The following is a 19,819-nucleotide window of genomic DNA, read 5'->3' as shown; positions in this document are numbered from 1 at the left end:
GGGGCTCTGCCTCGGCGGCGGCCAGCTGGCGTTGCAGCTGGTCGACCGTATCGGCTGCTTGAACAACTCGAGTTTCTCAAGCGCTGACCAGCCGGGCCCGGCTGGTGCCGTTGCCCAGCGGTTCCACCTGGATCTGCACCGGGATGCGTTCGTGCATCTCCTGGACGTGGGAGATCACGCCCACACGGCGGCCCAGGGCCTGCAGGCCGTCCAGGGCTTCCATGGCCAACGCCAGCGACTGGGGGTCGAGGCTGCCAAAGCCCTCGTCGATAAATAGCGACTCGATCACCAGCTCGCCGGAGGCCATCGAAGCCAGCCCCAGCGCCAGGGCCAGGGAGACCAGGAAGGTCTCGCCGCCGGAGAGGGAGTGCACCGAGCGGCGCTCGTCGCCCATGTCGTGATCCACCACCAGCAGACCAAGCTCACTGCCGCCGCGGATCAGGCGGTAGCGGCGGCTGAGGCCGGCGAGATGCACATTGGCGTGCTCCAGCAGCTGCTCGAGGTTGTAGCCTTGGGCGATACGCCGGAACGCCTTGCCGTCGGCGGAACCGATCAGCTCGCTGATGCGGCCCCAGCGGCGGTATTCGGCGCGGGCCGCCTCCAGGTCTTGCTGTGCTGCCTGCTGCCGCTCGCGACGACGGTCGTCGTCGCTGAGCGCGAAGGCGGCGGTGTCCCGGGCCTGCTGAGCTTCTTTCAGCCGCGGCGTCAGGTCGGCCTGGGCCTGACTCACGGCCTGCTGGCGGCGGTGTAGCTCGACGGCCATGGCATCGCCCAGCAGTGTCTCATCGGTATCGTCCTCAGTCAGCGCCTGTCCGCGGCGATGGCGAAGCAGGGCATCGCGGCGCTCGGCCAGGGTGGCGGTGGCGCTTAGCCGGGCCTGGTCGGCCTTGTCGAGGCGCTGCTCCTCCTGCTGGGCATTTGCCTCGGATTGGGTCAGCAACCGCGCCAGGGTGGTGTCATCCAGTTCGGGGTGGGCGCGGCGCCAGTCGGCCAGCTCGCGGTCTAGCGTCTCCTGCTCCTGGCGCAGCTGGGTGAGGCGCTCGGCCTCGTGGCCGTTCTGTTGGGTGAGGCGCTGCTGCGCCTGCGCGGCGTCGTGCTGCCGGGTCAGCGCCGCCTCGCGTGCCTGGCGGGCACTCTCGTGCTCGGTATCGAGGTGCTGCTGCCAGGTGTCCGGTGAGGCATGCTCGCCGAGCAGGACGGCGAGGCGGTCCGTGAGTTGGGTCCGCTGGGCTTGAAGGGGCGGGATCCGCTCGGCGAGATCGCCAAGCTCCCGGATGAGGTCGTCGTGACGGGTCTCGAGGCGGGCGAGGGCCAACTCGCCCTGGCGTAGCGATTCCTCCAGTGGCGCCAATTCGGCCTCGGACCGGGTCAGCTCGTCGAGGGACTGGCGGTGGTGGCGTCGCGCCGCCTCGCTGTCGCGGCGCTGGGCCGGCAGCCAGGCATCGCGTTCGGCCTCGCTTACGGCGGTAAGCTCGGCGTACAGCGAGTGCTCCTCCAGGGCTGCCCGGGCCGCGCCCAGGCGGCGTTCGGCCTCCGCCAGGTCCTGCTGGTGCTGCTTGAGCGCGGCCTCCAGGGCGCGATATTCCCCGAACAGCTCGTCGCGGGCCTGTTGGGCTTCGTCCCGCTGCCGCTGGGCGTTCGACAACTGGCGGTCTTCTTCGTCCTGCTGAGCGGCGAGCTGGGCGGCTTCGGGCGTGGCCGGCGGTTGGTGGCGCCAGGGGTGGTCGAGCCCGCCGCAGACCGGGCAGGGATCGCCCTCCTGCAGGTTCTCGCGCAACCTCGCCACGCTCTCGCTGCGCACGGCACGGCTGCGCTCGATCAGGGCAGAGACGCTGGCGTAGTGGTGCTGCGCCTCGGCCAGCCGCTGTCGGGCGTTCTGGCCCTCGGCCAGCCGTCGCGCCTTGCGCTGTCGATCCTTGTCGACCTGGCCGGTCAGCCGTCGCTTGGCCGCGTCGGCGCGGCTGAACTCCTGCCAGCGGCTGGCGAGGTCGCCCAGCGCCAGATGGCGCTGGGCGGCATGGTCGTGGGCCTGCTGGGCCGCCTGGCGGGCCGCGTCGAGGTGCGGGTGAGCACCCAGCAGCCGATGCAGGGCGGACTGCCACTCGTCGTGTTGTTTCTGTCGTGCGCGCTGCTCGTCGCTGGCCCGGTGGCGCTGCTCGGCAAGCATGTCGGCCTGCTTCTGCTGTTGGTTCCGGTTCGCCTTCAGGTCGGTGAGCTGCTTCTCCAGGGTAGCGAGCGCCTGGGCCTGGTCGCGGGCCTCGCGCAGAGCGGGCTCGGCCTGGCGGCGTGCATCGATGGCCTCGATCAGCGCCTGCTCGGTCCGGTCGTTGTCCTGGCGGGCCTGCTGCTGGGTGGCCCTGGCCTTCTCCAGCGCCCGTTGCGTCTCGGCATGAGTCGCCTCGGTCGCGGCGATCTCGCCGGGCAACTCGGCCTGGCGGGTCAGGCGATGGCGCTGGGGAGCGAGCAGGCGTCGCCACTCGCGGTCGGCGCGGGCACCCGCCAGGCCTTGCCAGTGGGCCTCGGCGTCCTGCTGCTGCCGGTATCCCTCGAGCCAGGCCTCGCGCAGCCGGTCGTCGCTGGCGTGCCATTGCTGTTGCGTCTCCAGGTGCTTGACCTGGGCCTGGACGGCGTCCAGCTCGCCCTGGGCGGTCTTGGCGTGGCGCTTGAGCTCGGCGCGGGCCTGGGGCTCGGCGGGCAGGTCGTCGGCAAGCCGGGTCGTCAGGGCATCGACGGTTTTCTTTGCCTCACTGGCGCGGCGGTAGGCGGCGATGGAAATTGCGGAGTACTCGGCGGTGCCGGTCAGGCGTTCCAGGAGGTCGCTGCGCTCGTTGTCGTCGGCCTGCAGGAAGGCGGCGAATTCGCTCTGGGCCAGCAGCACGGCGCGGGTGAACTGCTCGAAACTGAGCCCCAGGCGCTCGGGCAGCAGGCGGTCGAACTCGCGTTTCTGGGTGGTCAGCAGGCGATCATCCTCGAGGTCGCGCAGCGACTGCTCGACCTTCTGCAGCTTGCCACCGACCTTCTCCCGGGCGCGGCGCACGGCCCAGCGCGCGCGGTAGCGACGGCCGTCGCGCCCCAGGAAGTCGACCTCGGCGTAGCCGCTGGCGGTGCCGCGGCGCAGCAGGGTGCGGGGATCGGCGGTGTTGAGGGTTTCGCCTTCCACGTCGGGCAGCGGCGCCTCGCGCCCCGGGGCCTGGCGCAGCCGCGGCGTGCCGCCGTAGAGCGCCAGGCACAAGGCGTCGAGCAGGGTGCTCTTGCCGGCGCCGGTGGGCCCGGTGATGGCGAACAGGCCCGCATCGGCGAGGGGCGTCGCGGTGAAGTCGAGCGTCAGCGGGCCGGACAGGGAGGCCAGGTTGGCCAGGCGCAGGGCGAGGATCTTCATGGGTGGGGCTTCCTGTCGTCGGTGTCCTCGTCGTCCAGCATGTCCTGCAGCAGCCGGTTGAAATCGGCCAGCACGTCCTTGGTGGGTGGCTCGCCCCAGCGCTTCTCCCAGGTATGCGAGAAGAGCCGTTGCGGGCCGAGTTCCTCGAGGTCGACCCGGGTCGGGGCCTCCTCGCGCGCGACCCGAGGCAGGCGTCGCTCCAGGCGCAACAGGCGCAGTGCCTTGCCGGCCAGCGCCGCCTCCATCCGGGCGCGCAGGTCCGGCAGCGGGGCGTCGAGCGTGACGCGTACCTCCAGCCAGGGCCAGCGCTCTCTAGGAAGATCCTGCCCCCGATCCTGGCCGGGCAGGTCGGGGTCGAGAGCCTCGAGCTCGGTCAGCACCGCGTCCAGCGGGGCGGGACCGAGGCGATGCATGGCCACCGGGCGCGGCACGGGGAGCGTCTCGATGCCGGCCAGGGCTTCCTTGTCGAGGGTGACTTCTACCACCTGATGGGCATAGTCGACCTCGCTGAAGTCCAGGGGCAAGGGGCTGCCACTGTAGCGGATGCGCGTCTCGCCGACCTGTTGGGCGCGATGCAGGTGACCCAGCGCCACATAGGCGATGTCCTCAGGAAACAGCGCGGCGGAGACCGATTCCTCGCCACCGATGACGATGGGACGCTCGCTGGCCTCGGAGACGGCGGCACCGCGCAGGTGGGCGTGACTCATGGCCACCAGTGCCTGGCCGGGCTCACGTCGCGCCCGGGCCGCGTCGATCAGCGTTTCATGGACGCGCGTGATACTGGCGACGTAGTCATTATGGAGTGAATCGTTCCCGGAGGCGTCCTGGGGGAGCTCGGCGGGGCCTTGGCCGGTGATCTCGGCGGGTCGCAGGAAGGGCAGCGCCAGGCACCAGGCGCGGGTCTCGCCCGCGGCGTCGGTGAGCGGCACCAGCAGCCGCTCGGCGTCCAGAGTGCCGTCGCCCTGCCAGCTCACCCGGCCTAGGGCATGGGCGCGTAGCCGGCGCATCAGAGGCGCCGGCAGCTCGAGGCGATTGCCGCTGTCATGGTTGCCGGCGATCAGCACGATATCCAGCCGGGGCAGGCGTTCATGGGCGCTGACGATGAAGTCGACGAGCAGCGCCTGGGCGCGCAGCGAGGGGTTGACCACGTCGAAGATATCGCCGGCCACCAGCAGGGCATCGGCCTGGCGCGCCACCAGGGTGTCGAGCAGCCAGCTCAAAAAGGCACGATGTTCGACATGGCGCTCTTGGCCATGGAAGCTCTGGCCCAGGTGCCAGTCGGCGGTATGGATCAATCTCAGCATCGGTTCCCCGGTGTTCCGTCACGCGGTCCAAAGGCCCTAGTCTAACCCGAGCGACGCCGACACATCAGGGAGCCCGCATGCCGATCACGTCCTTGCACGACTGGAACCTTACCCCCGATGAGGCCATCGCCCTGCAGCAGCGCCTGGCCGGGCGCATCGAGCGCGAGGATCGCCTGGACCCGGTGCGCCGTATTGCCGGGGTGGATATCGGCTTCGAACAGGCTGGCGAGATCACCCGGGCGGCGGTGGTGGTGCTGGCCTGGCCACCGGCACCGGGCGGGGCGTTCGAGATGGTGGAGCAGGCGGTGCACCGCGAGCCGACGCGCATGCCCTATATCCCCGGCCTGCTGTCGTTTCGCGAGGTGCCGGCCACCCTGGCCGCCTTCGAGAGGCTGACGACCTGGCCTGAGCTGGTGATGGTGGACGGCCAGGGCATCGCCCATCCGCGCCGGCTGGGGGTGGCCAGCCACCTCGGGCTGTGGCTCGACCTGCCGACCATCGGCGTAGCCAAGTCGCGGCTGTGCGGCCGGCACGGCGAACCCGGTCCCGAGCGTGGCGACTGGGCGGCGCTGGTCGATGGCTGGGGCGAGCACGAAGAGGTCATCGGGGCGGTGCTGCGCTCGCGCCGGGGCGTCAAGCCGGTGTTCGTCTCGCCGGGGCACCGGCTGTGTCTCGAGACCGCCGTGGCCTGGGTAGTGGCCTGCCTGGGCAAGACCAAGTTGCCCGAGCCCACGCGCCTGGCCGACCGGCTGGCCTCGCGACGCGATCAGAAGCGGCGGTGACCTGTCCCCGGCGCCCCTTGGCATGTGCCAGCTGGATCGCCCTCGGTGGCTTGCTTGCCGGCCAGGATCGGCAGACTATGGGCGCCTATTCATCATCGGAACCCAACCATGCGCGTCTCGCCTGACGCTGCCCTCGTCGCCACCCGTGCCTGGGTGGAGACCTTCGTCGTTGCCCGCGACGTCTGTCCCTTCGCCGGTCGCGAACTGGCTCGCGACAGTATCCGCTACGTGGCGCTGCCCGCCGATGACCGCGAGAGAGCGCTGCTGACGCTGATGGATGAGTGCCGGCATCTCGATGCCGACACCACCACCGAGACCACCCTGCTTGTGCTGACCGAGGGGCTCGCCGACTTCGACGACTACCTGGACCTCCTGGTTCTCGCCGAGGCGTTGCTGGTGGCAGAGGGCTATGAAGGCACCTACCAACTGGCGAGCTTCCATCCCGACTATTGTTTCGAGGACGCCGAGCCGAGCGATCCCGCCAACTTCACCAATCGCTCGCCTTTCCCGATGCTGCACCTGCTGCGCGAGGCCGGGCTCGCGCGGGCGATTGCGCACCATCCCGATCCGGAAGGCATTCCCGCGCGCAATATCGCGGCGATGCGGGAGCTGGGCTACGCTACCCTGGCCTGCGAGCTGGCGGCGCTCCGTCGGGTTGCCCCCGAGGACAGTTGAAACGCAGATGGATGTCGCGAGTTCCTTCCCCCAGTGTGTATGCTGCAGGAGCAACGATCGGACCCACTCAACGATCAAGGAGACGACATGAGCATCAACAAAACCGGTAGCGCCGTCTGGCAAGGCGGCCTCAAGGATGGCAAGGGTACGGTATCCACCCAGAGCGGTGCCCTTCAGGAGGTGACCTACAGCTTCGCCAAGCGCTTCGAAGGCGAGGCGGGCACCAATCCCGAGGAGCTGATCGGTGCGGCCCACGCCAGTTGTTACTCCATGGCCCTGTCGATGATCCTGGGCGAGGAGGGCCTGACGCCCGAGCGCATCGCCACCGAGGCCAAGGTCTCCCTGGAGGAGGTCGAGGGCGGCTTTGCCATCACCGCCGTGCATCTCGACACCGTGGCCAAGATCCCCGGTGCCGATGACGCGGCGTTTCAGGACGCGGCCAACAAGGCCAAGGAAGGGTGCCCGGTCTCCAAGCTGTTCAATGCCACGATCACCTTGGAGGCCAAGCTGGAGAGCTGATCGCGTCTTTCCGCCCTTATCCCTCGGCTCGCGCCGGGGCCGCTTCAGGGTGGCCCTGGCGTTCTTGGCGTCGGTGCGCCCGCGCCGCCTCGAGCAGGGCCCGGATCAGGCGCTGCTGTGGACGGTTGAAGATCAGCCACTCGGGATGCCACTGCACCCCGATCAGGAAGTCATGCTCCCGCGACTCGATGCCCTGTACCAGGCCGTCGCGGTCGCGGGCGACGATCTCGATGCCCTCGCCGGCCTGCTTCACCGCCTGATGGTGCAGGCTGTTGATGCGGCACCAGCTGACCCGCAGGATGCGGTTCAGCCGGCTATCACCGACGATATCCACGGTCTTGCGAGGCAGCACGGTACGACGCCGCTTGAGCCCTTCGTGGGTGGTGTAGATGTCTGGGTCGAGGGTGCCGCCGAGATGTACGTTGATCAGCTGGGCGCCACGGCAGATGCCCAGTACCGGCGTGCCCAAGGGGATGAACCGTTCCAGCAGCTCGAGCTCCAGCTTGTCGCGTTCGGGATCGACGCGGACATCCAGCTGCACCTCCCCCCCGTAGAGGTGGGCCTGGATATCGTCACCGCCACCGATGATCAGGCCATCGAGGTGGACCGGCCGACGCCGCGAGGGCGACAGGCGCAGCGGGCGTCCGCCATGGCGCCAGACGGCGAACCAGTCGAACCACCAGGCGAGGCGGCTCTTGGCATCGGAGGTGGTGATGCCGATCAGGGGGCGGGGCGAGCGGCTCATGTGCGCTGCACCCAGCGGCGCAGGCGCATGAGCCAACGCCTGGGCCGGGAGGGCCGATGCCGCGCCAGGAACTGGGCACTGCGCTCGGCTAGCGTCTCCGGGGTGATGGCCAGGCGCTCCACCTCGAGCCAGCGGTTCCACTCCGTCACCGCCCCCCAGCCGGGTTCCGCGAGCTGGGCGTTGGGCAGCCGGTAATGGAAGGTGGGGCGTGCCCTGACCAGCCGGCTGCGCAGCAGTTCGTCGGGGTAGTCGGGGCGCAGATGGGCGAACAGCGGTAACATGTCCAGCTCCCGGTTGCGGGTCGGGTTGTCGGTTAGGTAGTCGTCGATCAGTGTTTCGAGGTCCGGGGCATAGTCCGGGTCGAGCACCTTCAGGGCATAGGCCCGCGGGAAGGGACTGGCATGGGGTAGCACCTCCCGGGTGATATCCACGTGGATCTGTTCGCGCAGCCAGGCGGCCGAGAGCAGGTAGGCGCGCAGGTACGCCAGGATGGTGGTGGTGGAAAGGTCGGGAACCTCGGGGTTGAGGTGCAGCCCAAACCCGTAGAGCAGGCTGGCCTCGGTGCCCTTGGCGCCATGCTGGCGCAGGGCTTCGAACAGCTGGTCCAGCTCGCCCAGCTCGTCCCAGGGCACCGGGGGGCAGACGATCTCGGTGGGCACCAGGCCGGTTACCACATCGCCGATCAACTCCCGGGTGCGGGCGTGAAAGTCCCGCCGCATGCGTTCCCACTCACTGTCCCGTGAGGCCTCGGGGTCGAGCCGGCGCTCGTCGGGATGGGCATACTGGGTGTCCAGTTCGATGCCGAAGTCGCCCCAGCGGGTGCCGATGACCTTGAGGCGGTGGGGACTGAGCACCTCGATCTCGCCGTCGAAGAGGTCGCGGACCAGGCAGGCTGTTTCCCGGGGCGGCAGGCCGGCGAACTCGATCTCGACGCCGACGCGGCGTTGGCGGCCATCGGGGGTGCGAGGCTCGGGTGGCGATTGCGGCGTCATGACGGCATCCTGTGCGAGGTCGTGCCGGCAGCCTATCATACTGCCCTCGAGGGGCAGGTGTGCGTCGGCCATCTTCGCGGAACGAATGGAGACCCCATGCAACGTGTTGCTTTCCACACCCTGAGGGTGCTCTGCCTGCTGCTGATGGGACTGTGGCTGCCTCTGGCGGCCTGGGCCCAGTCCTCGCCCCTGGCGGCGCTGACCGGTACCGAGCCTTCGACGGAAGCCCCGGATCCACAGGCCTTCCAAGAGTCCCTGGATCGGGTGATCACCACCCTGGAGAACAGCGAGCAGCGCCAGGCCCTGCTGGAGAGCCTACGGGATCTGAAGATGGCCCATGAGCCCGCCACCCAAGGGAGCATCCCCGCCACGCAGGGGCTGCTGGGGGCGCTGGCCGAGACCTTCAGCGACCTGGGGGAGCAGGCCGAGTCCGAGCAGTCTCCGCTGGCCCAGTGGCAACGCAAGCTCAATGAGGGCTGGACCGACTTGCGGGATCTGGTGATCGAGACCGGCAGTGCCGAGCTGCTGCGCTTCGTCGTCGAGTTCACCGTGCTGCTGGTGATCTGGGGCGGCTTGCTGGTGATCCTGGTCGCCTTGGGCCGCATGCTGGCCAAGCGTCGAGAGTGGCCATTGGACCTGCCCCGGGAGCCCAAGGGCTGGCTACTGGCGGTGCACTTTCTGCGCCGCCTGCTGCCCTGGGCGCTGGCCTTTGCCCTGGTGCTGGGTATCGCCCAGTTGGTACCCCCCAGCGCCGGACGCACGGCCACCCTGGTGGTTGCCTATGTGGCGCTGTGCGGGCGCACCCTGTCGGTGGTGGTGGAAACGGTGACCTCGGTATTCGCTCGGGGCCACCGTTTCGTCGCCGTGCAATGGCTGCACCAGCACAGCCTGCGCCCGCTGTTCGTGATCGGAGCGCTGATTGCGCTGGGCGATGCCTTCAACTCGAGCCACCTGATGGAGATGCTCGGCCGTGACCTGGCCAGCCTGATGTCGGTGCTGGCCAATGTCCTGGCGGCGCTGCTTAGCGTGCGCTTCATCCTGCGCTTCAAGCGGCCGATTCGACACCTGATCCGTAACCGTCCCTACCGGGTGCGCCAGGAGAGCGGCAGCGCCGCCGAGATGGTACGGGTGCTCGGAGGACTCTGGCATGTGCCGGCGCTGCTGCTGGTGGGCGGTTCACTGCTGGCGATCTTCGTCACCGTGGGGGACGTGGGGACCGCCCTGGCTCGCTCGATCATCTCCGCCTCTCTGCTGGTGCTGACCCTGGTGATCACCGGGCTGATCCGGCGCCACGGCGAGCGGCGCAACCGCCACAATTTGCGTCGACGGGTCAGCCGATACCGTGGGCGCCTGGAGCGCTTCGGCTATGCCCTCTCCCATGTCGTGGCCTGGATCGTCTTCGCCGAGCTCTCCCTGCAGGTGTGGGGCGGCTCCTTGATCGGCATCGGCCAGCAGGGCGTGGCCAGCGCACGCATCGGCCAGGCCCTGCTGGCCATCGGCTTCACGGTCCTGCTGGCCTGGCTGGTCTGGATCTTCGCGGACACCGCCATCCAGCGTGCTCTGACCAGCCCGGCGCGAGCCCGGGGGCGGCGGGTCAATCTGGCGCGGGCCCAGACCATCACGCCGATGCTTCGTAACATCATCTTCGCCACCATCGTGATCATCGCGGCCATCGTCGGCCTGGCCAATCTCGGGGTGAATGTCACGCCGCTGCTGGCCGGTGCCGGGGTGATCGGCCTGGCCATCGGCTTCGGCGCGCAGACCCTGGTGCAGGACCTGATCACCGGCATCTTCATCCTCATCGAGGATTCGCTGGCGGTGGACGACTTCGTCAGGATCAACGGGCACATCGGTACCGTCGAGGGCTTGACCCTGCGCACCGTGCGCCTGCGCGACCTGGATGCCGTCGTCCACATCATCACCTTCAGCCGCATCGAGTCCATCCACAACATGTCGCGGCAATTCGGCATCGCGCTGATGAAGATCCGTATTCCCTACACTATGAAGATCGACGACGCCATCACCCTGATGCAGGAGACCGCCCTCGAGCTGCGCCAGGATCCGGTGATGCGCCACCACATCTGGTCACCGCTGGAGATGGAGGGCGTTCACGCCTTCGAGGAGGGCTGCCCCATCCTGCGCATGCGTTTGCGCACGGCACCGCAGATGCAGTGGGACGTGGCCCGGGCCTTCAACCTGTTGCTCAAACGGCGCATGGAGCAGCAGGATCTCGACCTGGGGATACCGCGTCTCAGCGTCAGCATGGAAGGCCGTGGGGGTGGCCGCCTCGACGGCAGCGCCGAGCGCGGCGGCGAACGCGATGCCAGCGGTCGCGAGCCTGGCCGGGCCGGCGTCGCCGATCCGCAGCGCCAGACCAGCACCAGTGGAGGCTCACCGGATCCCGTGACCTGAGCTCTCCTCTGAGCTGCCTCATTCGAACCTGCTCCACTTGAACCTGTCCCGCTCGTACGGCCGCCCAGGTCGACGGGCGGTGAGGGTTACCTCCTGTTGCTGGGCGAGGTGCTGGCGGGCAGGCCGCCGCGCCACGTCTCCATGCCGGTGGAACTGGTGGTCCGCCAGACCAGCTGAGCGTTCCTTGCACGTCCCTTCAGCCTGAGTGAGAGTCACAGTGGAAGCGAGGGTGGGTTTTTCCATCAGCAGGCCCCGACGTATCGGACCGTCGCGAGGTCACTATGGTAAATGCGGGAGGATGACGATGCGTTCACTCATTCGAACCTTGCTGGCGCCGGTTATATGGGTAGCCAACAAGCTCGGCACCCGCCGGGAAGTCTCGCGCGACGAGGCGCAGCAGGCCGAGGTGGATCAGGCCTGCGAGACCCTGGCCCTCTATCAGGCCTGGAGCGAGCCCGACTGCATCCAGGTGAGGCGGGAGATCGCCCGGCTGGGGCTTACGATCGAGACCCGCGACGTACGCCTCGACCCCGAGCATACCCGGGTCCTGAAGGAGGAGGGCGGCAAGCTGGAAGTTCCCTGCCTGTACATCCACGAGGCGCAGGGCAATGAGCGTTGGCTCTATGGCGCCCAGGCCATCATCGACTACCTCCGCGGGCGCTTCGGTGAATAAGCGCTCATTTCCGAAATCCCAGCAATGGTGGGCGCCGGGACAAGGCGAAGCGAGATCCCGTCTTTTTCAACTGGTTTCACTCCTTATGCGGTGAGTTGAGGGCCGATATTGGGTCAGCGTCCTTAAGACGCCAAAGGCGATGTGTACCAGCTTGTGAATGGCTGCCCCTAAGGTGGCCATGGCAGGCTTCCCGTGCCGGCGACCCGGTTGTGTGCCATGCTCATATGCGTTTTCCCCACCCTTGTGGCGCACTCTCCCGATAGCCCTCCACTGCCGTCACGCTACTACTCTCATGCTCCTCGAAATCCTCATCGTCCTGGCCCTGATCGTGCTGAACGGCCTGCTCGCCATGTCGGAGCTGGCGATCGTTTCTTCTCGCTCGACGCGCCTCAAGACGCGGGCCGCGGATGGCTCCCGTGGCGCCAGGATCGCCCTCGCCCTTTCCGAGGACCCGGGGCGGTTTCTCTCGACGGTGCAGATCGGCATCACCTTGGTCGGCGTACTCGCTGGTGCCTTCTCCGGGGCGACGCTGGGTGCTCGGCTTGCCGGCGTACTGCCGGACCTTGGGGTCCCGGTACGGCTTGCCGATCCGCTGGGGGTCGGTATCGTCGTGGTTGTGATCACCTACCTCTCACTGATCATCGGTGAACTCGTTCCCAAGCAGATCGCGTTGGCCAACCCGGAGACCGTGGCCTCTCGTGTGGCGCCGGCGATGCATCTGCTTTCCCGCGCCGCCCTGCCGCTCGTCTGGCTTCTGGTCTGGTCAGGAAAGCTCGTCCTCAGGCTGCTCGGACACTCGGGCAAGCGGGAAACCACCGTCAGCGACGAGGAGATCCGGATGCTCATCGTGGAGGCGGAGGGCGCCGGCACCCTCGAGAAGGGCGAAACCCGGATGATCACCGGCGTCATGCGCATCGCCGACCGCCACGCGCGCGGCTTGATGACCCCGCGGCACGAGGTCGAGCTCGCCGGCGTCGGCGACACCCGTGCCGAGATCCTCGCCCGACTGCGTGTCTCTGGCCGGTCACGCCTACCTCTGCGTGATGGCGGTCAGGACGACATTGTCGGCATCCTGCAGAGTCATGACCTCCTGCAGGTGGAAGAGGAAGGCTTTGAGCCCAGGTCACTCGCACGACCCGCCCCGGTGGTCCACGATGCCCTGCCGGCAATGCAGGTAATCGAGCAGCTCAAGGCGGCTCCCGCGCAGATGCTGCTCGTCTATGACGAGTACGGCCATTTCGAGGGTATCATCACCCCCATGGATATCCTCGGTGCGATCACAGGAGGATTCGATGACGCGGAGGCGGACGAGCCCAAGCTGGTCGAACGTGCGGACGGCTCGTTGCTCGTCGCCGGCTGGATGCCCATCGACGAGTTCGCCGAGTACATCGGCCTCACGCTGAAGGAAACTCCCGACTATGCGACCGTGGCCGGCCTTGTCCTCCACCAGGCGGCGGAACTGCCGAAGGTGGGCCAGCACGTGATCGTCGGCGACTGGCGGATCGAGGTCATCGACCTGGATGGGCGACGGATCGACAAGCTGCTCGTCCAGAGAATGTCCACCGGTTAGCAAAGCTTAGACCTGGCGTAGCGAATCGGAGGACCGCCATGACATCGGGAAACGTCGAGACAGATACCAAGCGCCATGTGTGGCCCGTGGCAACCATTGCCATTGCCCAGTTGTTCGGCACCTCGCTCTGGTTCAGCACCAACAGCGCGGCGGACGACCTGATGAGCGCCTGGCAGATCAGTGCCGGCGATATCGGCTGGCTGACCAGCTCGGTGCAGGTCGGCTTCATCCTCGGCACCCTGGTCATGGCGCTCGGCGGCCTGGCGGATCGCTACCGCGCCAGCCGGATCTTCGTCTGTAGCGCGGTGGCCGGTGGGCTGTTCAATGCCGGCTTCGCCTGGCTGTCCGAGGGGCTGGCCAGCGCCATGCTGTTGCGTTTTCTGGTCGGCGTGTCGCTGGCGGGCATCTATCCGGTGGGCATGAAGCTGATCGTCAGCTGGGCGCCGGAGCGTACCGGCCAGGCGCTGGCCCAGCTGGTCGCCATGCTGACGCTGGGCACGGCGCTGCCCCATGGGCTGCGCGAGATGGGGGCCGATCTTCCCTGGCAAGCCATCATTTCTGCTTCGTCGGTGCTCGCGCTGCTGGGGGCGCTGCTGATCCACTGGCTGGGGGATGGGCCTCACCTGCCGGATGCCCGCCAGAGGAAATCGCTATCACTCACCGAGACGGAACGACGGGCCACGGTCCTGGAGGCATTCAGGGTGCCCCGGTTCCGGGCGGCCGCGCTGGGGTACTTCGGGCACATGTGGGAGCTGTACGCGTTCTGGACGGTAGTGCCGCTGCTGGTGTCGCATACGGTGCTGGCCAGCGAGTATGCCATGCTCGGGGTCTCCGGCATGGCGTTCGGCATCATCGGGATCGGGGCCCTGGGTTGTGTGGTCGGCGGGTGGCTGTCGCGACGTATCGGCAGCGCCAAGGTGGCGCTGGGCGCCCTGGCCGCCTCAGGCGTCTGCGCCCTGGTGTTTGCCCTGTCCTGGCAGGAGCTGCCGGCCATCGTGTTGGCCCTTCTCCTGCTGGTGTGGGGCGCGACCGTCATCGCGGACTCGCCCCAATTTTCCGCCCTGGCGGCACACGCCTGCCCGCGGGAGCTGGTGGGTGCCGCGCTGGCCATGCAGAACTCCATCGGCTTTGCCATCACCGTCGTCTCGATCGCTGCCACCACTACCCTGTTCGAGCACGTGGGGTTGAATGCCGCCTGGCTTCTGGTTCCCGGTCCGGTCGTGGGGCTACTCGGCTTCGCTTGGGCCTCCAGGCGAGCCGTCGATGATGAGGTAGCCTCGGGTGGCATGCCATGATGCAGGCTATCTCTCGCAACACCTGATGATGCCAGGGCCATGCAACGTATTTCGCCCTAACATCACACGACGCATGCCTCGGGGCATTTACAGCGTCTCCTCCAGGAGCATGGCGAGCCGCTTGTGATGCAGGGCATCGGCGGCCGCATCGTAGGAAGGGGCATCCTTGGCCGTGAAGCCGTGGGCCGCGCCCTGGTAGAGCTCCGTGGTGAAGTGCACGCCGGCCCTGGCCAGCGCCTCGTCCAGGCGGGCGATCTGCTCGGGGGGCAGCAGCTCATCCTTGTCGGCGTGGCCGAGATAGACGCGCCCTTCGATGGTGCCGACCAAGTGCACGGAACTGTTGGGGTCGTCGGCCTGCGCCAGGCGGGCCGAGTGAAAACCGGCCGCGGCGGCCACGCGGCCGGGGTGTTCGGCCGCCATGCGCAGCGCGAAGGCGCCGGTCATGCAATAGCCGACCACGCCGATCTTGCCATCCGCGAACTCGGCCTCGCTATCGAGGCAGTCCAGGAGGGCGGCGAAATCGCGGGCCTGCGCCTCGGGTGTCAGGTGGGCGGCATACTCGAGCAGGGTCGGTCGCACATCCGGATCGCGGAAGGACTTGCCCTTGGGCACGACAGCGCCGCTCGCATCGCGGTAGTAGACGTTGGGCATCAACACGGCGTAGCCGTTGTCGGCGATCTGCTGGGCTTTCTCATGGTAGCAGGGGCGTAGGCCGCCGATATCGGTGAACAGCACCACGGCCGGCAGTGAGCCGCCGGCGCTGCCGGGCGTGAAGATATGAGCGTCGATGGTGCCGTCGGCGGCGGGAATGTCGATGGCGCGAGACATTAAGGGGCTCCGGGGTGTCGATGGCGGATGATGAGGGGCGCCGCGGACCTTAGTCGCCCAGGGTCGGGGGGCGGCCGAGGTTCTCGGGGCCGAAGGAGTCGGGGAGCAGCTCCTCCATGGTATAGCACTTGAGCAGCCGGCCCTCGGCGTCGACCACCCGAATCAACGTCTCGGGGCTGGCGAACTCGCGGATGCGCTGACGGCAGTCGCCGCAGGGGGTGCACAGGTGCTTGTCGGGGCCGATCACGTAGACCACGCGCAGCTCGCGCTCGCCGGCGCTGGCCATCGCGGCGATGGCCGAGGCCTCGGCGCACAGTCCCTTGTAGTGGGCCACCTCGACGTTGGCGCCAACATGGCGGGTGCCGCTCTCGCTGATCACCAGGGCGCCCACCGGGTGGTTGGAGTAGGGCGCATAGGCGCGGTCGCGCACCTCGATCAGCGCCTCGACGATGTCCTGGTGGAGGGAGTCGCGCTCGATCTCGCCGCTCATGCGCTGGCCTCCTGGGCCGCAGCGTCGCGTAGCACGCTGTCCAGGGCGATGGTCATCATCTCGTCGAAGGTGGTGGCGCGCTCGTCGCTGGACAGCGAGTCGCCCTTGACGATGTGGTCGGAGACCGTGCAGATGGTCGCAGCCCGGGCGCCGAACTCGGCGGCCACCCCGTAGAGGCCGGCGGCCTCCATCTCCACGCCGATGATGCCGTAGCGGCGCAGAGTCTCGACCAGTTCGGTGTCCGGGTTGTAGAACAGGTCCGCCGAGAAGAGGTTGCCCACCTTCACCGGCACGCCCTGGGCCGCAGCGGCGTCCACCGCATGGCGGGTCAGCTCGAAGTCGCCGATGGCGGCGAAGTCGTGGCCGCGGAACCGGGTGCGGTTGACCCCCGAATCGGTGCAGGCGCCCAGGCCGATCACCACGTCGCGCACCGCCACGTCGTCGCGCACCGCGCCGCAGGAGCCGACCCGGATCAGCCGCTTGACGTCATAATCGGTGATCAGCTCCTTGGCGTAGATCGACACCGAGGGAATGCCCATGCCGTGGCCCATCACCGAAACCTCGCGACCCTGGTAGGTGCCGGTGTAGCCGTACATGTTGCGTACGCTGTTTACCTGGCGAACATCGCTCAGGAAGGTGTCGGCGATGTACTTGGCGCGAAGCGGGTCGCCAGGCATCAGCACGGTGTCGGCGAAGTCGCCGTATTCGGCGTCGATATGCGGGGTGGCCATCAATGCGCTCCTTGGCGGTGGTGATCGGGGAGGAAGCTCTCACCGTCGTCCATGGGCGGCAAACCGAAGTGGCGAGCCAGGCTCTGGCCGATGTCGGCGAAGCTGGCGCGGGCACCGAGCGAGCCCGGGGCGAGGCCGGCGCCCACGGCCAGCACCGGGATGTGTTCCCGAGTATGGTCGCTGCCGGTCCAGGTCGGGTCGCAGCCGTGGTCGGCGGTGATCACCAGCAGGTCATCGTCTTCGAGGCGCTCGAGCAGCTCGGGGAGCCGAGCATCGAAGGCCTCCAGGGCGGCGGCGTAGCCGGCCACGTCACGGCGGTGGCCATAGACCATGTCGAAGTCGACGAAGTTGGTCATCACCAGCGTCCGGTCGCCGGCCTCGTCCAGGGCGGTCAGGGTGACGTTCATGAGGGCGTCGTGGCTGCTGGCCTTGAGCGTCTCGCTGATGCCACAGTGGGCGTAGATATCGGCGATCTTGCCGATGGCTACCACCGTGCCGCCATCGTCATGGAGCTTCTGCAGCACCGTGGGCGAGGGCGGCTCGACACTGTAGTCGCGGCGGTTGGCCGTGCGAGTGAAGCCCGCGGCGGCGTCCCCGGTGAAGGGCCGCGCGATCACCCGGCCGATGTTGTACGGCTCGAGCAGTCGGCGGGCGATCCCGCAGACGTGGTAGAGCCGCGCCAGCCCGAAGGCCTCCTCATGGGCGGCGATCTGGAACACGGAGTCTGCCGAGGTATAGACAATGGGCTTGCCGGTGCGCCGGTGCGCCTCGCCGAGGCGGGCGATGATCTCGGTGCCGGAGGCGTGGCAGTCGCCCAGCACCCCGGGCAGCTCAGCCTCGCGGATCAGCGCCTCGAGCAGCTCGCTCGGGAAACTGTGCTCGTGCTCCAGGAAGTAGCCCCACTCGAAGCGCACCGGGACTCCGGCGATCTCCCAGTGGCCAGAGGGGGTGTCCTTGCCCGAGGAGAGTTCCCGGGCGTAGCCATAGGCACCGACCACCATGGCGGGCACCGCGACGCCCTCGGCCCACGCGCCGGTGCTCTCGTGGTGGGCGTGAAAGAGCCCCAGCCGGGCCAGGTTTGGCAGGTGAAGCGGCCCCTTTCGGCCCTCGCTCGGGCCGGCTTCGGGGCCCTGTGGAAGGTCGCATTCGCCCCGGGCGCAGGCCGCGGCGATATGGCCCAGGGTGTCGGCCCCGGCATCGCCGAAGGCCTCGGCATCGGGCGTGGCGCCGATGCCGAAGGAGTCGAGGACGAGCACGAGGGCGCGTGTCATGGAGCCTCCCCACGAATGACGTCGTGTATTAGTGTAGGCGGCGTGGCCGGGGCCTCGCTGAAGGTGACGGCCTCGCGCACCCGGCGTGCGGCTCGCTCGGCGTCGTCCTCGCTACGGGCGTGGACGGTGGCCAACGGCTGGCCGGCCGGGACCGCTTCGCCCAGCGCGGCGATGCCGGTCAAGCCCACCGCCGGGTCGATGGTGTCTTCCGGGGCGCGGCGCCCGCCGCCGAGTTCCACCACCGCCAGGCCCAGCGCCCGGGTGTCGAGGGCCCGCAGGTAGCCGGCGTGCTCGGCGCGAACCTCGCGCACCACCGGGGCGGCAGGTAGGTGGCGGTCGTCTCGCTCCAGCAGGTCACCGGGGCCACCGAGGCCGGCGACCATGCGCGCGAAGCGCTCGGCGGCCTCGCCGGAGGCCAGGCGCGCATCGAGGCGCGCCAGGGCCGCCTCGCGGTCTTGGGCCAGCCCGCCGGCCAGCAGCATCTCCGCCGCCAAGGTGCGGGTCACTTCCAGCAGGCGGCCGTCTCGCTTCTCGCCGGTCAGCACGGCCAGCGCCTCGCGTACCTCGAGGGCATTGCCGGCGCAGGGCGCCAGCGGCTGGCTCATGTCGGTGAGCAATGCCGTAGTTGGCGTACCCGCACGACTGGCCACCTCGACAACCGTTTCCGCCAGTTCCTGGGATGCCTCGGGGGTGGGCATCAAGGCGCCGCTGCCGACCTTGACGTCCATGATCAGGGCGTCGAGGCCGCAGGCGAGCTTCTTGCCAAGGATCGAGGCGACGATCAGCGGCAGCGACTCCACGGTGGCGGTGACGTCGCGTACCGCGTAGAGGCGCTTGTCCGCCGGGGCCAGCGCGCCGGTCTGGCCGATGATCGCCACGCCGACATCCTTGACCAGGCGGCGGAAGATGACCGTATCGGGGGTGACCGTGTAGCCGGGGATCGCCTCCAGCTTGTCCAGGGTGCCGCCGGTGTGGCCCAGCCCGCGACCGGAGATCATCGGGACATGGCCGCCGCAGGCGGCGACCCAGGGGCCTAGCACCAGCGAGACCAGGTCGCCAACACCGCCGGTGGAGTGCTTGTCGAGCACCGGGCCGGGCAGGTCGAGGTCGTCCCAGGCGAGCACCTGGCCGGAGTCGCGTATGGCCTCGGTCAGGACTACCGTCTCGGCGGCGTCCATGCCGCGGATGAAGATGGCCATGGCCAGGGCGCCGACCTGGGCATCGGAGAGGCGGCCATCGGTGAGGCCGGCCACCAGCTCACGGATCGCCTCGCGGGACAGCCGCTGGCCGTCGCGCTTGGTGCGGATCAGCTCTTGGGGGAGGCCTTGGGCGGCCATCAGTAGTCTCTTGGGACCCCGTCCGGTGCCGACGCCATCTCCAACGTCACCAGCAGGTCGTCGAGTAGTCCCGAGGCGCCGAAGCGGAAGTGGGCCGGAGTGATCCAGTCGCGGCCCATGAGTCGCTCGGCGAGTTGCAGGTAAGCTTGAGCGTCCTCGGCACTGCGCACCCCACCGGCGGCCTTGAAACCCACGTCGCGACCGCTCTCGCGGATCACCGATATCAGGATCTCGGCCGCCTCCAGGGTGGCGTTGATGGTGACCTTGCCGGTGGAGGTCTTGAGGAAGTCGGCGCCGCCCTCGATAGCCAGCTCGCTGGCGCGGCGAATCAGGGTGGCGTCCTTGAGCTCGCCGGTCTCGAGGATCACCTTGAGGGTCTTGGTGCCGCAGGCGGCCTTGCACATCTCGACCAGTTCCCGGCCGAGGACCTCGTCGCCGTCCCGCAGGGCGCGCCAGGGAAAGACCACGTCGACCTCGTCGGCGCCGGAGGCCACAGCCTCGCGGGTCTCCCGGGCAGCGGCCATGACATCGGCGTTGCCGCGGGGAAAATTGGTGACCGTGGCGATCTTTATGCTGTCGTTGAGGCGATGGGCGGTCAGGGCACGGCGGGCCGTGACGATGAAGCGTGGGTAGACGCAGAGTGCCGCCGGAGTGCCGGCCGGCGTCTTCGCTCGCTGGCAGAGCGCCTCGATGGTGGCATCGGTGTCGTCGTCGTTGAGACTGGTCAGGTCCATCAGGGTCAGGGCCTCATGGGCCGCATGCTGAAGGTCGTCGAAAGGGGAAGCGGTCATGGCATGTTCCATCGGGTCGGTGAGA

Annotated in this window: 17 protein-coding genes; 7 read left to right on the top strand and 10 right to left on the bottom strand. The window is 68.6% G+C overall.

The features are described 5' to 3' along the window. Nucleotides 1-76 precede the first annotated feature (76 nt). Together FHR94_RS06050 and FHR94_RS06045 are read right to left on the bottom strand one after the other, a co-directional pair. Complete coding sequence (locus FHR94_RS06050) at nt 77-3,379, bottom strand: AAA family ATPase (protein WP_183324728.1); 3,303 nt, start codon at nt 3,377-3,379, stop codon at nt 77-79. Beyond that, on the bottom strand, nt 3,376-4,683 hold the full coding sequence (locus FHR94_RS06045; protein WP_183324727.1) for an exonuclease SbcCD subunit D: 1,308 nt from the start codon (nt 4,681-4,683) through the stop codon (nt 3,376-3,378). Before FHR94_RS06045 ends, FHR94_RS06050 begins: the two co-directional genes overlap by 4 nt. Before the next feature lie 77 nt (nt 4,684-4,760). Here FHR94_RS06045 and nfi point away from each other — a divergent pair, with 77 nt between their 5' ends. From nfi to FHR94_RS06030, 3 genes are all read left to right on the top strand, one after another. Next, nucleotides 4,761-5,465: a deoxyribonuclease V gene (gene nfi, locus FHR94_RS06040; protein WP_183324726.1), complete on the top strand. Its 705-nt coding sequence runs from the start codon at nt 4,761-4,763 to the stop codon at nt 5,463-5,465. 108 nt (nt 5,466-5,573) lie between these two features. Then, nucleotides 5,574-6,140 (top strand): DUF1415 domain-containing protein, encoded by a 567-nt coding sequence (locus FHR94_RS06035; RefSeq protein ID WP_183324725.1) that lies wholly within the window; start codon nt 5,574-5,576, stop codon nt 6,138-6,140. A gap of 87 nt (nt 6,141-6,227) precedes the next feature. Continuing rightward, nucleotides 6,228-6,659, top strand: coding sequence for an OsmC family protein (locus FHR94_RS06030; protein WP_183324724.1), 432 nt, complete (start codon nt 6,228-6,230; stop codon nt 6,657-6,659). Between the two features lie 16 nt (nt 6,660-6,675). Here FHR94_RS06030 and FHR94_RS06025 read toward each other — a convergent pair whose 3' ends face one another. Next, complete coding sequence (locus FHR94_RS06025; RefSeq protein WP_183324723.1) at nt 6,676-7,404, bottom strand: gamma-glutamyl-gamma-aminobutyrate hydrolase family protein; 729 nt, start codon at nt 7,402-7,404, stop codon at nt 6,676-6,678. Beyond that, the gene (locus tag FHR94_RS06020) at nt 7,401-8,396 is read right to left on the bottom strand and encodes an amidoligase family protein (RefSeq protein ID WP_183324722.1); all 996 of its coding nucleotides are present in this window, start codon (nt 8,394-8,396) and stop codon (nt 7,401-7,403) included. Before FHR94_RS06020 ends, FHR94_RS06025 begins: the two co-directional genes overlap by 4 nt. A gap of 96 nt (nt 8,397-8,492) precedes the next feature. On the opposite strand from FHR94_RS06020, the gene FHR94_RS06015 reads away from it, so the two are divergent. From FHR94_RS06015 to FHR94_RS06000, 4 genes are all read left to right on the top strand, one after another. Continuing rightward, complete coding sequence (locus FHR94_RS06015; protein WP_183324721.1) at nt 8,493-10,808, top strand: mechanosensitive ion channel family protein; 2,316 nt, start codon at nt 8,493-8,495, stop codon at nt 10,806-10,808. A 304-nt stretch (nt 10,809-11,112) separates the two neighbouring features. Beyond that, the gene (locus FHR94_RS06010) at nt 11,113-11,481 is read left to right on the top strand and encodes a glutaredoxin family protein (RefSeq protein WP_183324720.1); all 369 of its coding nucleotides are present in this window, start codon (nt 11,113-11,115) and stop codon (nt 11,479-11,481) included. Between the two features lie 157 nt (nt 11,482-11,638). Beyond that, nucleotides 11,639-13,051: a hemolysin family protein gene (locus FHR94_RS06005; protein ID WP_343064636.1), complete on the top strand. Its 1,413-nt coding sequence runs from the start codon at nt 11,639-11,641 to the stop codon at nt 13,049-13,051. Nucleotides 13,052-13,089: 38 nt separating this feature from the next. Further along, complete coding sequence (locus FHR94_RS06000; protein ID WP_183324718.1) at nt 13,090-14,346, top strand: MFS transporter; 1,257 nt, start codon at nt 13,090-13,092, stop codon at nt 14,344-14,346. A gap of 87 nt (nt 14,347-14,433) precedes the next feature. Here the strand turns inward: FHR94_RS06000 and FHR94_RS05995 are convergent, their stop codons facing one another. From FHR94_RS05995 to deoC, 6 genes are read right to left on the bottom strand one after another with little or no spacing between them, the layout of a single operon-like run. After that, nucleotides 14,434-15,174 carry a dienelactone hydrolase family protein gene (locus tag FHR94_RS05995; RefSeq protein WP_183324717.1) on the bottom strand — a complete coding sequence of 247 codons (741 nt, stop codon included), beginning with the start codon at nt 15,172-15,174 and terminating at the stop codon, nt 14,434-14,436. 49 nt (nt 15,175-15,223) lie between these two features. Further along, nucleotides 15,224-15,664 (bottom strand): cytidine deaminase, encoded by a 441-nt coding sequence (gene cdd / locus FHR94_RS05990; protein ID WP_183324716.1) that lies wholly within the window; start codon nt 15,662-15,664, stop codon nt 15,224-15,226. Next, the gene (gene deoD / locus FHR94_RS05985) at nt 15,661-16,395 is read right to left on the bottom strand and encodes a purine-nucleoside phosphorylase (protein WP_183324715.1); all 735 of its coding nucleotides are present in this window, start codon (nt 16,393-16,395) and stop codon (nt 15,661-15,663) included. The genes cdd and deoD overlap by 4 nt, the downstream gene beginning before the upstream one ends. Next, nucleotides 16,395-17,666 (bottom strand): phosphopentomutase, encoded by a 1,272-nt coding sequence (locus FHR94_RS05980; RefSeq protein WP_183324714.1) that lies wholly within the window; start codon nt 17,664-17,666, stop codon nt 16,395-16,397. The genes deoD and FHR94_RS05980 overlap by 1 nt, the downstream gene beginning before the upstream one ends. Next, a complete protein-coding gene (deoA, locus tag FHR94_RS05975) occupies nt 17,663-19,003 on the bottom strand; it encodes a thymidine phosphorylase (RefSeq protein ID WP_183324713.1) in 1,341 nt (446 codons plus the stop codon). The genes FHR94_RS05980 and deoA overlap by 4 nt, the downstream gene beginning before the upstream one ends. Continuing rightward, entirely contained in the window at nt 19,003-19,794 is a 792-nt protein-coding gene (gene deoC / locus FHR94_RS05970) for a deoxyribose-phosphate aldolase (protein WP_183324712.1), read from the bottom strand. Before deoC ends, deoA begins: the two co-directional genes overlap by 1 nt. Between the last annotated feature and the right edge of the window lie 25 nt (nt 19,795-19,819).

It is taken from the genome of Halomonas cerina (genome assembly GCF_014192215.1).
Taxonomy (GTDB): Bacteria; Pseudomonadota; Gammaproteobacteria; order Pseudomonadales; family Halomonadaceae; genus Halomonas; species Halomonas cerina.
This window is presented reverse-complemented; position numbering and strand designations above follow the sequence as displayed.